Here is a 15957-nt window from a genome sequence, read left to right as displayed (position 1 = left end):
TGAATTTTCTAAAATACCTTAGAAAAGTTCATATCTAATTATTTTGCTGTTGCAACTTCTTGCTCTTCTTTTGTTTTTTCCTCTTTTAACCCAACTCTTTTAACAGAGTCTCGCATAATAGGCGTTGCAATAAATAAAGAAGAATATGTTCCTATAAGCACACCTATAATAAGAGAGAACATAAATCCTCGAAGCGGTACTGCAAATATAAAAATGGCTACAAGCACCAGTAAAGTTGTTAAAGAAGTATTTAATGTACGACTCAAAGTACTATTTAAAGCTCCATTTACATTCGCATCTAAAGATCTACCAGTATGTTCTTTAAAAAATTCTCTAATTCTATCAAAAACAACCACTGTATCATTAAGTGAGTATCCTATTACAGTAAGTATAGCTGCAATAAATGCTTGATCGATTTCCATATTGAAAGGCATAAATTTCCAAGTCAAAGAGAATACTCCAAGTACTACCAATACATCATGGAATACTGCAGCAACTGCACCCAAACTAAATTGCCATCTTCTAAATCTAAATAGAATATACAGGAATACTACAATTAAAGATCCTAAAACAGACCAGAATGCAGCTTGCTTGATATCATCTGCAATAGTAGGTCCAACTTTCATAGACGACATGATCCCTACTTGCTTATCATCACTACCATTAGCAAATTCGTCATACGTTAATCCTTCTGTTAAATAAGGCTTTAATGCTTCGTATAGTTTATTTGTAATTTCAGTATCGATACCTTCTCCTGTCTCATTTACTTTATATTTTGTAGTAATCTTTAATTGATTATTAGCTCCCAGTGTTTTTGCCTGAGCACTTTCAAAAACAGCAACAAGATCTTTTTCTACCTCTGTAGGTACTACATCTTTTGCAAAACGTACAGTATATGTTCTACCCCCTACAAAATCAACTCCATAATCAAGACTTTGTGTAAATAATGACCCAATTCCGGCAAGAATAATAATCCCGGAAATAACATAAGCAATCTTGCGCTTTTTTAAGAAATCTATATTAACATTTTTGAATAGGTTTTTGGTAGCTCCAGTAGAAAACGCTAGTTCTTTTCCATTTTTGCCATACCCATCGATAAATAGACGAGTCACAAATATCGCAGTAAATAGAGAGGTTAAAATACCGATCAATAATGTTGTCGCAAAACCTTTAATTGGCCCTGTACCGATAACTAATAAAATCAAACCAGTTAATCCAGTGGTGATATTGGCATCAAGAATAGAAGACAATGCATTATTGAAACCGTCTCTAATTGCATCTACCTGAGATTTCCCTTTTGCCAATTCTTCTCTGATTCTTTCAAAGATAAGTACATTGGCATCTACAGACATACCTATAGTCAATACAATACCTGCAATACCAGGTAGTGTCAAAACAGCTTTTAAACCTGCTAATACACCAAAGATGAATAGAATATTTACTACCAAGGCTACATCAGCAAAAGCTCCTGCTTTTCCATAGTAAAAAATCATCCAGATCAAAATAAGTCCTAGAGCAATAGCAAAAGACATAATACCACTATCAATAGCTTCTTGTCCTAATGATGGACCCACTATTTCACTTTGAATAATGTCTGCAGAAGCAGGAAGTTTACCTGCTCTTAAAACGTTTGCCAAATCTTGTCCTTCTTCTATAGTAAAATCTCCTGATATCTCACTTCTACCTCCACTAATTTTTCCTCTGGAAACTCCTGGAGCAGAATACACTACATCATCAAGCACGATTGCTATTTGACTTCTTTGGTTGTAGGCACGTTCGGTCATTTCTTCCCATTTTTTAGCACCTTTACCATCCATCTGCATAGAAACTACTACATTGTTTGTTTGATCATACGCTTGCGTAGCATCTGTGATTACACCTCCACTAAGTTCTGGTGTATTATCGCGGTTTCCTTTTATAGCATATAGGTCTAATATTTCTGAATCTTTAGCCGGTTTTCCCCAAGCAAACTTTACATATCGTTGCTCTAACGGTAATAAAGCTCTTACTTTTGGATCATTAAGGTATGACATAAACTGATCTGCGTTCTTTTTTGCTACAGAAACAATTACAGGACCTCCTTGACCTCCTTGACCTGCTATAAGATCAAATAGAGGATTAACTTGTTCTTCTACTACAGTAGAGTCTTCTGCATCTTCTAGTAAATCTTCTATAGCAGAATCGGCATCTGTTTTTGTGCTATCAACTTGAACTGTCTCAACTTGAGTAGAGTCTAACTGTGTTGAATCTAAAATTGCTTCATCAGTTTCTTCTTTTACCTCTGGTTTTGACGTTTTTGTTTCGTCTGCTGCTTCTTTTAATACATTATTCGCTGCAAATAGGAAAGGAAGAATTTCTTCTGACTTAAATACATCCCAAAACTCTAACTGAGCAGTACTTTGTAATAAACTTTTAACCCTATCTACATCTTTTGCACCTGGTAATTCTACTAAGATACGACCAGACTCTCCTAAACGCTGGATATTTGGTTGAGTTACCCCGAATTTATCAATACGCTTACGCAATACTTCAAACGCAGAGGTTACTGATTCATCTATTTTCTTTCTTAAGATTGGTCTTACCTGATCATTAGTCATATCATATGTGATATCATCACTCAGGTTCTTATTTGCAAAAATATCAGGAGATGCAAGTTGCGCATCCGGTATTTTTTCAAACTCTATAAAAAAGTCTTCTATATATGTATTTTGACTATTTTTTTGTAATTCGTCTGTTGCCAGTAATGCCTGATTAAATGATGGATCTTTTGAATTATTTGCTAATCCTTTTAAAATATCTTTTACAGAGATTTGAAGAATAACGTTGATTCCTCCTTTAAGGTCCAGACCTTTGTTAAGCTCTTTACTTTTTGCATCATTATAACTAATAGAAGCAAATATTTCTTCTTTTCCTATAGAATCTAAATATTCACGTTCTGCGATTTCTCTTAACTTTGAGTAATTCTCTACTGTTTCTGCATATTTCTGTTGTGCATATGCTTCTGCTTCTTTTTCTTTTGTATAGGTAATATATGTATATGATAACTGATATATACATACCGCTCCAAATAATATGGCGAATATCCTAACAAGTCCTTTATTTTGCATTATTGATTTGTTTAGGTCGAATCATCAAACATGATGCATTCGACATTTGTTTTAAGTATTTATGATGGATCAATTTATGATCATCATTTGTATAAGTAAGTAGTAATTAAAAAACTTTGTCTTAGTTTTTTAATAATTTTCTTTTTTGATAGTAATCTTAAACTGTAGGGCCGGCTCGAACTTCCGGGATTTTATATGAAGTATTATCTATTGCTAATACAATAGCTGAATGTACTTTTTGTTTGACTTTACTACGTTTCTCAAAATCATTAGTAATTTCAATTATTGAAGTAAAATCGTATGAGTCATTTTTATAATTTTGTTTGTCTTGTTTTTGCTTTATTTCTAAAACAAGTTTCCCATTAAAGTCAGTATCAAAATCGGTACTCTTTTGGATTTCGTAGACATCAAAGTTATAATTTGTAGTATTTTTATCTAAAGGAAGTTTATCATTGCCTTCATTGCTATTAGCAATATGATTATCTTCTATGCTAGATTCTTCAGAAAGAATCTTTTTTATGCATTCTACATCTTCATCGCTATAATAGCTAATTTTAAGTTTACCATTTTTTAGCTCCTTTGATATTCTTGTATTTACAGCACCAATTGATTGTAATTGTTTTTTTACAATTGCTATTGCATTTTGAGCTTCTAAAGATGTTACCTCGGCATCATCAAATTCTAAGACAATTTCTTGATTAGGTACAACAGCATTCTGCTGAATAACAATAAGCATTGCTAATACAGCGATAAGAGTTCTGAAGTACCATTTTTTCTTCATGCGGCAAATATAAAAAAATAAAAACTTCATAACCAAAGTACTCACATTAAATATATAATTACCGCATAACATTCTATATATTATTATTGAAAAATATCTTCAATGATTTAAGTATTAAAGTTGCTCTACTTCAATATTTTCAATCTGTACACCAGAAATCGCACCGCTATTCAAAATCATAGCTAGATCTTGAGCTTCTTCTTGAGAAAAAGCATTACTAATTTCTACTCTTCCTTCTTTAATTGGACTTGATACCGAAGGGGCAGTATAAACGATGTCATCAAAAACAATAGCAATATTAGACTGCTCTTCAAATACTCTCTGGGTGAGTTTTTCAAAAAGTTTAGCACCCTCCTCATTCATTTCTATATGTATAGATGGGTTTCCTAACTGCCCAAAGCTTTGGTTTGCATTTTTAATCATTTGCCCATTAAAAATCATTGTAGGATCTTTTTCTATTTTTATTGCATACAAAGGGAAGCTTTTTGTAACAATATCTTCTTTTCCCCAAACAAACTTTATATATTTCTTTTCTGATGGAAGGCTGGATTGAGCGACTTGCATTTGCAAATATGAGAATACTTGTGCTGTATCTTTTTCTTTAACATAGAATAATATCTGATCAAAATTATTTCTTTCTTGCACAAAAAGTTTGAATAAATTATTTGGATCATCCTCATTACTTATCAAAGCATTAACTTCTTTAAAAAAAGGCATCATTTCTTCTCTTTTAAACACATCAAATAATTGAATCTTACCTTCGGTTTCTATGATCCTTTTTACTCGATTTACCTCATAATTTGTAGCAATTTCAATATTCAATTCATTTTTAGCATCTCGCCTTTCTATTTTTGGTTTTTTACCAATTATTTCTAACCTCTTTGTAATAGATATTACGATATTTTCTCTTTCTTGTTCGGTCACATTACTGGAATAAGACACTGTCATTTTTATACTCTTATTCGGCTTAGGGTAGGATTTTCCTATCAAATTACAAGAAGATAAACCTGATATACAGATAAAGAGAAAAACAATTGATTTAAGATAAGACATTATTATAGATTTATACAAAAAGAGCTACCTAGTGGCAGCTCTTTTCTTATATGATACGATTATAATACTCAATGTTTAAAGTTCTAAAAGACCGTTAGTTTTGGTAACGCCTTCTGCACTTTCTGTAAGTTTTGCTTTTTCGGCATCGCTTAATTCGATTTCTACAATCTTTTCGATTCCATTTTTACCTAACACTACAGGAGTACCAATACAGATGTCATTTAATCCATATTCTCCTTCTAGGAAAGTAGAACAAGGGAAAATTTTCTTTTGATCACATGCAATAGCTTGTACAAGTCCTGACACTGCAGCTCCTGGAGCATACCATGCAGAAGTTCCTAATAATTTAGTAAGTGTAGCACCTCCTACTTTTGTATCTGCCGCTACTTGCTCTAATCGCTCTTCAGAAATAAATTCTGAAACAGGAACACTATTTCTAGTCGCTAATCTGGTTAAAGGCACCATCCCTTTATCACTATGACCTCCTATCACCATACCATCTACATCAGAGATTGGTGCTTCTAATGCTTCTGCTAATCTATACTTAAAACGTGCACTATCTAAAGCACCACCCATACCAATAATTCTATTTTTTGGAAGGTTTGTAGTTTTATGAACCAGATATGTCATTGTATCCATCGGGTTACTTACCACAATAATTATCGTATTTGGTGAATGTTGTATTAAGTTTGAAGATACATCTTTTACAATACCTGCATTAATCCCAATAAGCTCTTCTCTTGTCATTCCCGGTTTACGAGGAATCCCTGAAGTAATTACAGCAATATCACTTCCTGCAGTTTTTGAATAATCTCCCGTAGTACCTGTAATTTTAGTATCAAAACCATTTAAAGAGGCGGTTTGCATTAAGTCCATAGCTTTACCTTCTGCATATCCTTCTTTGATATCTAATAATACTACTTCTGAAGCAAAATTCTTTATCGCTATATATTCAGCACAACTAGCGCCTACGGCACCAGCACCTACTACTGTAACTTTCATTTTTATTTGTTATTTTGATTAATAATTAACTAAAGTTTTAGAATCATTCTAATTCTGTCGCGAAAATACGAATTCTTTCACGATTTCATTAACAAATAAAACGTTAATTACCAGCCAAAATGTACCCCCAGAGAAAGGTTTTGAAAATTTTGAAGTGAATAATCCAAATTCGCTCTAAAAACACCAAATTGAGCCTTTGCTCCTATTGTAGCTTTAACTCCATTTGTTTTGTTTTTTACGCTGATTGGATCTGTTAGTGTTTGGGATGAAAGAGGTCCATTTTGCACTTGATAGGTTCCTAAAACTTCTGCATCATTATTTCCAAAATAATAGCCAATCCCTCCATAAAAATTTAAAACAGGTAACCTTGTTGATACAATACTGGTAATAAAAAAAGCATTCGAATTTAATTCTACTTTTTGATCTTCTCCCGGGATTTGACTATTTTCATCTATATCATATGAGCCTTTTACATTTGTATATCCCACTAATCCAGAAAGTCTAACCGGCCATCTCTTTAATGGAAAAACCCAGTCTGTAAATTCGTGCTGAAATCCTATCCCGTACAATTGTACTTCTGCATCTTCAATTGCTTTTACCTTTGGCAGAAATCTTAATTTTATTTCAGTACTTTTAATCAATCCCATAGAAGCTTGTAAAAAACCACTAGGCACGACTCCCATTTCTGAGTCTGAAATACCGCCGGGCAATACTACTTCTAGTCCTGCTCCAACTCCATCTGTGATAACCACTGCTACGTCCTGTTGATTCGCTCCAAAAACATTACCTACGGTTTGTCTTACAGTTCCGTTTCTAAACGCAAGATTGTTATATTCTCTGGTATCTAATACAAAAGATTTTTTTTCTTCTCTTATAAAAGAAAGATTTCCCACGATACCAACTTCAAAGTGAAATAACTCTTTAACTTTTGCAGAATTGTACCATCCATTTGATACTGCATTGATTAGAGATTCTCCTGCGGCATCAAAATAATCTTCACTGAATTTCTGAGCATTATCAAGCCCTATCTCTAAAATTTGGTTTATATCTGTTTGTGAAAATCCAACACGTGTAAGAAGCAACGCTAATAACAAGGTGTATTTTTTCATAGGATTCGGGTTTTTATAGGCAGTGCAATATAAAAAAAATCGCTATACCTTTTAAGATATAGCGATCATATTATAACATGATAGCATTATTATGCGTCTATATTAGCATACACTGCATTCTTTTCTATAAACTCTCTACGTGGCGGCACTTCGTCTCCCATTAACATTGAAAAAATACGATCTGCTTCTGTTAGATTATCAATACTCACCCTTCTTAATGTTCTAAACTCAGGATTCATAGTAGTATCCCAAAGTTGTTCTGCATTCATCTCTCCAAGACCTTTATATCGTTGTATTTTGGCATTATCTCCAAACTCTTTCATGATAATATCTCTTTGGTCATCGTTCCAGGCATATTGTTTTTTAGCTCCTTTTTTAACCAAATATAACGGTGGAGCTGCAATATAAACGTGCCCCCCTTCTATAAGTTCTTTCATATATCTAAAGAAGAATGTTAAGATCAATGTAGAAATGTGGCTACCATCGACATCGGCATCACACATAATTACAATTTTATGGTAACGTAATTTTGAGATATTAAGTGCTTTACTATCTTCTTCTGTACCTATAGTTACCCCTAATGCAGTAAAAATATTTTTGATTTCTTCATTTTCAAATACTTTATGATGCATGGCCTTTTCTACATTCAATATTTTACCTCTCAATGGTAATATTGCCTGAAAATTACGGTCTCTACCTTGTTTTGCCGTTCCACCTGCAGAATCACCCTCTACAAGAAATACTTCACACAAAGCAGGGTCTTGTTCTGAACAATCTGATAATTTACCGGGTAACCCTCCTATACTCATGACAGTTTTACGCTGCACCATTTCACGAGCCTTCTTTGCTGCATGTCTTGCTTGAGCGGCAAGGATTACTTTTTCTACTATTGTTTTTGCATCAGATGGGTTCTCTTCTAGATAGTTTTCTAACATTTCGGAAACTGCCTGAGATACCGCAGAAGTAACTTCTCTATTTCCTAATTTAGTCTTGGTTTGCCCTTCAAATTGCGGTTCTGCTACCTTTACAGAAACAATAGCAGTAAGTCCTTCTCTAAAATCGTCTCCTGCGATTTCAAATTTTAGTTTATCCAACATTCCTGAAGCATCTGCATATTTTTTTAATGTAGATGTCAATCCTCTTCTAAAACCAGAAAGATGTGTTCCCCCTTCATGCGTATTAATATTATTCACGTAAGAATGAAGGTTTTCTGCATAGGAGTCGTTATATATCATAGCTACTTCTACAGGGATATTATTTTTTTCTCCCTCCATAGCTATGACTCTACCGATAATAGGGTTACGACTAGCATCAAGAAACTTAACAAACTCTCTTAATCCTTCTTCAGAATGGAATGTCTCGGACACAAACTCTCCTTTATCATCTTTGTGACGCAGATCAGTAAGTGTAATTTTGATTCCTTTATTAAGGTATGCCAGTTCCCGCATACGGCTTGCTAAAGTATCGTAATTATATTCTGTAGTTTGCTGAAATATCGTGGGATCTGGCTTAAAAGTAACGATAGTACCTCTAAAATCAGTATCGCCAGTAGATTTTACAGGATATAAAGTTTTTCCTCTTTCATATTCTTGTTCCCATACTTTTCCATCTCTATGCACATATGCATGCAAATGATCAGAAAGAGCATTCACACAAGAAACCCCAACTCCATGAAGTCCTCCAGATACTTTATAAGAATCTTTGTCAAATTTACCTCCAGCACCTATTTTAGTCATTACAACCTCTAGTGCTGAAACCCCTTCTTTTTTATGAATTTCTACAGGTATTCCTCGACCGTTATCCTTTGTTGTTATAGAGTTATCCTCATTTATTGTTACTTCGATAGTATCACAATGCCCTGCAAGAGCTTCGTCTATAGAGTTATCGACTACCTCGTATACTAAATGGTGTAACCCTCTTACACCTACATCTCCAATATACATAGACGGACGCATACGTACATGCTCCATCCCCTCTAATGCCTGAATACTATCGGCAGAATACTTATTTTTATTTGTTTCCTCGCTCATAAACCAGCTTTGTTTTATTATAAATATTGGTCAACAAACAAAGATAAAAAAAGAGTAAAAGGATAAAAGAATTTTATCCTCGATGATTTAAAGAGTTATCAACAATTAGTTAAGAAAAACACTAGAAAAAAGAAAAATGCTCTTAAAATCGATAAAAACAGCCTTAAAACGCATTTAAGATCAAAATAACATTTCTGTTAATTCCTTTTAACATTTTAGTTTTGAGCTTACAGGACGTAAATAACAATTCTTATTTTGAATCCCATTATTAATTTTTCATAAAAAAATAAAATTCAAAATAAAAAATTCAAAAAAATCGTTAATACTTTAATCAAAAAACAACCTTACAACAATTTAAATATCAAATAATTAGTAACAAAAACTAAAACAACAAAACGATTACTAGTCAGATCTCTACAGATAATCATTTATACCTACACATACTATTCTTTTATAATATTTTTAAATCGAGATTATATATACTAATTAATCATATTAATTCACAAACTCAAAAATTTTAATCATTTTGAAACTCATGAAATTTAAAAATGTTGTTAAATCAACAACGGTAACTACATTAATTTTAGGACTTATTGCAGCTTCTTGTTCTAGCGAAGATTTCGAAGAAGCCCCTGAAAATAGCGACAACGAAGTACAACTAACTGAAAAGTTCTTTTTAGGAGAAAAAGTACTTGTCGAAAAAATTGACAGTGAAACATACAAACTTGATGGCTCTGATATTTTATTATCTCCTGATCAATTATCAGATGCTGCTTTTGATTTAAAACAAAACCCTGAGCCTACCGGAGAAGTTAGTACAAAACTAGGATTAGCCGGAGGGATTAGAAAATGGCCTAATAATACTGTAATTTATGTTTTAGACAATAGCCTAACCGCAAATCAAATTGAGGTTACCAGAAACTCTATGGAAGAATGGTCAACCAAGACCAATGTAAAATTCAAACAAAGAACTAACGAAAATTATTATGTAACCATATCAAATGATGGGAGAAGTTGTAATTGTGGTTCTGCAAATCTCGGTGTAATAGGCAATAGAGGTGTAATTAGAATCGGAACCAGAACTAGTGAGGTAGTTATGATCCATGAGATTGGACATACTCTAGGATACATACATGAACAAAATAGATCTGATAGAGACAATCATGTAAGAATTTTATTTGAAAACATCCAAAATGGAGCAGAAAGTCAATTCAGAAAAAGCGACAGAGCTCAATTAATAGGTGATTTTGATATCCAATCTACGATGATGTACGGAGCATATACATTTAGTAAAAATGGAAGACCTACAATTACAAGATTAGATGGTAGCGTATATCCGAGAAGAAGTGCAAGATTATCTTCTGGTGATATTGCAGGAACAAACCAAGCATATCCTGGAGATAATGGTGGTGGTGACGGAAATGGCAACCCTGATACTTGCGAAGGAGTTGAAGAGTGGTCTAGAAATAGAAGCTATCAAGTAGGTGACAGAGTTACTTACCGCGGTTTTTTATATGAAAGAGATTTCTCTAGATGGAATAGAATTAAAGAGTGCGGCTCAAACCCAGAAGAAGATATCTGTAATGGAGTTTCTGAATACAGCAGAAATACAAGGTACAGTGCGGGTGACAAGGTTACTTTTAGAGGATTCTTATACGAACTACAAAGTAATGGAAGATGGTCGAATCAAGGACAGTGTGGCAACTAACCAAAGACATCCTATCTTAAACTGACTTAAACATAATCTCAACTTACCTAAAAACAGGAGGCTCAAAAAAATGAGTCTCCTGTTTTATTTTTTGATCCTTTCAAAAAAAGAATTCTTTCTGAAAATATTCTATTAAATATTCAAATTAATATGCTTCTTCATGAACATTAGCAACTGCTCTACCACTAGGATCATTCATATTTTTGAATGCCTCATCCCACTCTAATGCAATTTTTGTACTACAAGCAACAGAAGGTTCTTGAGGGACACTTAGTGCCGCTGTATCACTAGGGAAATGGCTTTCAAATATCGAACGGTAATAAAACTCTTCTTTATTTTGTGGGGTTTGAATAGGAAATCTAAAGTGAGCATTTTGTATTTGTTCATCAGTTACTTCTTTTTCAACAATTTCTTTCAAGGTATCAATCCAGCTATATCCAACTCCGTCAGAGAACTGTTCTTTTTGTCTCCACGCAACGCTTTCTGGCAAATATGATTCAAATGCTTTACGGATTACCCATTTTTCCATACGCTCACCATTAATCATTTTATCCTTTGGGTTAATTCTCATAGCTACATCTATAAACTCTTTATCCAAAAAAGGAACTCTCCCTTCTATACCCCATGCAGCAAGTGACTTATTAGCTCTAAGACAATCATACATATGCAATTTACCTAATTTACGCACAGTTTCATCGTGAAATTCTTTTGCATTTGGTGCTTTATGAAAATAAAGATATCCGCCAAAAATTTCATCTGCTCCTTCTCCTGATAAAACCATTTTTACTCCCATTGACTTAATGACCCTAGCCATCAAATACATAGGTGTAGAGGCTCTTATTGTGGTTATATCATATGTTTCTAATTTATAAATCACATCTCTGATTGCATCAAGCCCTTCTTGTATTGTAAATTTAATCTCATGATGTACAGTACCTATATGATCTGCTACTTTTCTAGCTGCTTCTAGATCAGGTGAACCTTCTAATCCAACAGAAAAAGAATGTAATTTAGGCCACCATGCATCTTTTGTATCTCCTGACTCTATTCGTTTTTCTGAATATTTTTTGGCTATTGCAGAAGTAACAGAAGAATCTAAACCTCCCGATAAGAGAACACCATAAGGAACATCAGACATTAATTGCCTATGTACGGCAGCCTCAAGAGCATCTCGCAATTCTTCTATACTAGTTTGGTTTTCTTGAACAGCTTCATACTCACTCCAATCTCTCACGTACCATTTTTTCAATTCCCCATCTTTACTATATAAATAATGACCCGGAGGAAACAATTCAACTTTTGTACAAAAGCCTTCTAAGGCTTTTAATTCTGAAGCGACATAAAATGTACCGTTTTGATCCCACCCCATATAAAGAGGTATAATCCCCATATGATCTCTAGATATTAAATATGAATCCTCTTCTGCATCGTACAAAGCAAAAGCAAAAATCCCATTCAGATCATCTAAAAAAGCTGCCCCTTTTTCTTTATATAGTGCTAAAATAATCTCACAATCAGACTCTGTTTGAAAATTATAAGTCCCTTCAAAGCTTTTTCTTAATTCTCTATGATTATATATTTCTCCATTTGCAGCCAAAATCAATTTTTTATCTTCACTAAACAAGGGTTGTTTTCCTGAGACAGGATCTACAATAGCTAAGCGTTCATGAGCAAGAATAGCATTAGTGTTTGCATAAATACCACTCCAATCAGGACCTCGATGCCTAATTTTTTTAGACATTTCTAATAGCTGAGATCTTAAAATTTCTGAATCCTGCTTCAAATCAAAAGCACAAACAATTCCGCACATATCTTATATTTCTAATAATTATATATGCAAATATTGATTCTTAACTACATTATAAAAACATAAAATCAAAAAACGATTACAATTTGAAACAAAAAATCAATTAAAACTATTTAAATATAACTAAATAATACAAATATGATCAATTCGACTATTAAATTGTTATTTGTAATTTTTAACAATTTTTATAGATACGATTAACATTTATCATTTAAGTTCGAGGATATCTTTACGTCTATTAAATAAATATAAATTTATAATCATGAAAAAATCACTCTTTTTAGTTGTTATTATGCTAATAGGAACTCTATCAACGGCAAATGCTCAAAAATTTTCAGGCTTACAAAAAAGTCCTACTGATATTGCATATGCCAAAGTAGATAGAAGAGCTAAACCAGAAATCAAAGTTATCTACAGTCGTCCTCAGAAAAAAGGTCGCGAAGTTTTTGGAAATCTTGTTGCATATGACAAAGTGTGGAGAACAGGAGCAGACGAAGCTACAGAAATCAAATTCTTTAAAGATGTAAAAATGGGAGACAAAGAAATTAAAGCAGGAACATATTCTTTGTTTACAATTCCTGGACAAAAAGAATGGACCATTATCATCAATTCTGATTTAGACAGTTGGGGAGCATATACATACGACGAGGGTAAAGATGTAGCGAGAATTAAAGTTCCTGTAACTAAAGGAGAAGAACTAGAAGTATTTTCTATAGCATTCAAAAAAGTAGACAAAGGATATCATATGGCTATGGGTTGGGAAACTTCTATTGTAGAAGTACCTTTCCATTTATAATCCTATCATTATAAAACAACTCTTATCAAATGATATATCTTCAATGATAAGAATAAAAAAATAACCTGACAAAAGTCAGGTTATTTTTACCCCCATAAAAATTTTATGTTTAATAATGGATTCATTTCTTATCTATGAATCGCATGTCCTGATGCTCCAGGTAGTTCTTTCAAAAAATCCATTACTACTCTGAATGTTAATCTAAATTTTGTGTAAAATAGCCCCATATTTTTTTATTTAGTTATTAATATATTTCGACAAATATAGAATCCCCTAGTAAGTCTGTAGCAAAATTATTGTGCTTTTTAGATAAAGATCAAAGTATTATCGACAACAAACATTTTTAAGAAATTCAAAAAAGTTATTTAAATAGTTTTTTTAATTAATTCAACAATTCATTTCTTCTTTATTACCTAATCTTTTTATCTATGTATAGCATTGCTACAAGCAGATGGTAATTGCTTTAAAAACGCCTTCAAAGCTTTTAAATCTAAAATAAAAATACCGTAAAATAATTTCATAATCGATTGATTTATAATTTATTACACAAAGATACTACTTACAAATATTGAGGGAAAGAAATTAACACTTTCAAAATAGTGTTTTAGATATAATTCAACCAATAATCGATATAAAACTAAAAAAGTAATAATATAACAAAAATAAATAAGGATATTTCTTACAATAAATACTTACGTTTTAGGGGGTTTTTCCCCTGTTTTAGCTTTTTTTAAGTTTGAATCAAATAATGATAATTAAATATCTAAGTAAATTTATTTCAAGTTCAATTAGAAATAAAAATTAACGTTCCCCAATAACTAAAAATACAAAAACTTAATATCTGCGTAAAACTTTTATAAGTTTAATTATCAACAATTTATAGTTTTAATATAAAATTAACTACATCAAAGTATTAATACTAGTAAGATAGTTCAATGTCTGTATTAATGAGTGGAAAATTCCCCAAGATATTATCGTCGCAAGGCATAAAGAGATGCCCCTGGAAGTTCTTTAATAAAACCTAAAAAGGTTTTGTAATGTAGCCCAAAAATAGTGTAAAATTTTTTCATAAGAATCTTGTTTTTAAATACTTACTTAAATTTAATACAATCTTGACAGACATCAAATAAGCCTTTACACAAAAAATAAAAAAATCGATATAATAGACTATAATATAGACATATAAAGAGAATTTGGCAATCAAATAAGGAAGCGAAGTAATCCTTTTCTTTCATTCACATAATTGTCAAAAGGATAAAGATTCTTTTTAGTATGGTTTTTCCGTAAGAAAAATAGCACGAATTACTTGTAATTTCACAAAAAACATCAGATATAACCAATATTTAACTCAAATGTTACGGAATATTTAAATATTTATGAGTTTGTAAAGAAACTTTCCACTTTGGATTTTTCATCACATAATCAACTATTAGCGGAATCATTTTTTCTCTTTTACTCCACTCCGGCTGAAGATACAAGATACAATCTTCAGAAACTTTTGAAGCTTGCTCTTCTGCAAATGCAAAATCGTTATTATTATAAACAATACATTTTAGTTCATCTGCTTTTTTATAAATATCCTCTTTAGGTAATTTCACTTTCTTTGGAGAAAGGCATATCCAATCCCAATCTCCAGTTAGTGGATACGCTCCAGAAGTTTCTATATGAGTTTTTGCTCCTTTACTTTTTAATGTGGCTGTAAGCACAGTCATGTCCCATGTCAACGGCTCTCCACCGGTAACCACAACAACATCACTATATTTTACAGCATTTTCTACAATTACATCTGTATCTGTAGGAGGATGTATTTCTGCATTCCAACTCTCTTTTACATCACACCAATGGCATCCTACATCGCAACCACCAATTCTCACAAAATAAGCCGCTGTCCCTTTATGATACCCTTCTCCCTGTATTGTATAAAATTCTTCCATAAGCGGAAGCATTTTACCTTCATCCACTAGTTGTTGTATACTTTTTTGCATAAGGGTGCAAAGATAATCAATAATAACACATTGATGATCTATAAAAAATTACTTTTTATCACAGGAAATTTATACAGAAAACCTCGAAATATTTTATTTACAACCTATTAGTCTTTTTTGATTGCAATACACTCTATCTCTATTTTAGCATTTACTGCTAGCCCTTTTGCTGCAAAAGTTGTTCTGGCAGGTTTCTGTGGAAAATAAGTAGTATAGATTTCATTAAAAGATTTAAAATCATCAATATCAGCAAGAATTACAGTACATTTTACAACATCATTCATTGTTAGTTTATGATGAGCCAAAACAGCTTTTATATTTTCTAGAGTTTGTTTTGTTTCTGCTTGTATACCACCTTCTACAAGTTTTCTGGTCGTATGATCCATTCCAACCTGACCGGATAAAAAGAACAAGTTGCCAACTTGAACTGCATCAGAAAAAGGTGCTTTTGTTTTTTTAGGTTCATGACTTTTGTGAAAAATCACTTTATCGGTTGTATCCTGAGCCTGAATTGTACTCACTACAAAAAACGAAAGAAATGCGAATAGAATAGTTTTACTAAAAAATATCATATTTTTA

Annotated in this window: 11 protein-coding genes; 2 read left to right on the top strand and 9 right to left on the bottom strand. The window is 32.4% G+C overall.

Annotation, left to right across the window (positions count from 1 at the left end; all coding sequences use genetic code 11):
- Positions 1-38: 38 nt before the first annotated feature.
- The 6 genes from secDF to gyrB all read right to left on the bottom strand — a co-directional run bounded on the left by secDF (position 39) and on the right by gyrB (position 9082).
- The gene (gene secDF / locus FHK87_RS24285) at positions 39-3107 is read right to left on the bottom strand and encodes a protein translocase subunit SecDF (protein WP_140597483.1); all 3069 of its coding nucleotides are present in this window, start codon (positions 3105-3107) and stop codon (positions 39-41) included.
- Between the two features lie 157 nt (positions 3108-3264).
- The gene (locus FHK87_RS24280; RefSeq protein WP_140597482.1) at positions 3265-3888 is read right to left on the bottom strand and encodes a hypothetical protein; all 624 of its coding nucleotides are present in this window, start codon (positions 3886-3888) and stop codon (positions 3265-3267) included.
- Between the two features lie 114 nt (positions 3889-4002).
- On the bottom strand, positions 4003-4941 hold the full coding sequence (locus tag FHK87_RS24275) for a SecDF P1 head subdomain-containing protein (protein ID WP_140597481.1): 939 nt from the start codon (positions 4939-4941) through the stop codon (positions 4003-4005).
- A 75-nt stretch (positions 4942-5016) separates the two neighbouring features.
- Positions 5017-5943: a malate dehydrogenase gene (gene mdh, locus FHK87_RS24270; protein ID WP_140597480.1), complete on the bottom strand. Its 927-nt coding sequence runs from the start codon at positions 5941-5943 to the stop codon at positions 5017-5019.
- 107 nt (positions 5944-6050) lie between these two features.
- A complete protein-coding gene (locus tag FHK87_RS24265) occupies positions 6051-7052 on the bottom strand; it encodes a DUF6588 family protein (RefSeq protein ID WP_140597479.1) in 1002 nt (333 codons plus the stop codon).
- 89 nt (positions 7053-7141) lie between these two features.
- The gene (gyrB, locus tag FHK87_RS24260) at positions 7142-9082 is read right to left on the bottom strand and encodes a DNA topoisomerase (ATP-hydrolyzing) subunit B (RefSeq protein ID WP_140597478.1); all 1941 of its coding nucleotides are present in this window, start codon (positions 9080-9082) and stop codon (positions 7142-7144) included.
- 535 nt (positions 9083-9617) lie between these two features.
- Between gyrB and FHK87_RS24255 the strand changes: the two genes are divergently transcribed.
- Positions 9618-10790: a M12 family metallopeptidase gene (locus FHK87_RS24255; RefSeq protein ID WP_140597477.1), complete on the top strand. Its 1173-nt coding sequence runs from the start codon at positions 9618-9620 to the stop codon at positions 10788-10790.
- A gap of 145 nt (positions 10791-10935) precedes the next feature.
- Here FHK87_RS24255 and asnB read toward each other — a convergent pair whose 3' ends face one another.
- On the bottom strand, positions 10936-12600 hold the full coding sequence (gene asnB / locus FHK87_RS24250; protein WP_140597476.1) for an asparagine synthase B: 1665 nt from the start codon (positions 12598-12600) through the stop codon (positions 10936-10938).
- A 259-nt stretch (positions 12601-12859) separates the two neighbouring features.
- On the opposite strand from asnB, the gene FHK87_RS24245 reads away from it, so the two are divergent.
- Positions 12860-13393 carry a DUF2911 domain-containing protein gene (locus tag FHK87_RS24245; RefSeq protein ID WP_140597475.1) on the top strand — a complete coding sequence of 178 codons (534 nt, stop codon included), beginning with the start codon at positions 12860-12862 and terminating at the stop codon, positions 13391-13393.
- A 1355-nt stretch (positions 13394-14748) separates the two neighbouring features.
- Here the strand turns inward: FHK87_RS24245 and FHK87_RS24240 are convergent.
- Both FHK87_RS24240 and FHK87_RS24235 read right to left on the bottom strand, forming a co-directional pair.
- Entirely contained in the window at positions 14749-15378 is a 630-nt protein-coding gene (locus FHK87_RS24240; protein WP_140597474.1) for a 7-carboxy-7-deazaguanine synthase QueE, read from the bottom strand.
- A gap of 107 nt (positions 15379-15485) precedes the next feature.
- Positions 15486-15950, bottom strand: coding sequence for a RidA family protein (locus FHK87_RS24235; protein ID WP_140597473.1), 465 nt, complete (start codon positions 15948-15950; stop codon positions 15486-15488).
- Between the last annotated feature and the right edge of the window lie 7 nt (positions 15951-15957).

This window comes from Aquimarina algicola (genome assembly GCF_006443095.1).
GTDB lineage: Bacteria > Bacteroidota > Bacteroidia > Flavobacteriales > Flavobacteriaceae > Aquimarina > Aquimarina algicola.
This window is presented reverse-complemented; position numbering and strand designations above follow the sequence as displayed.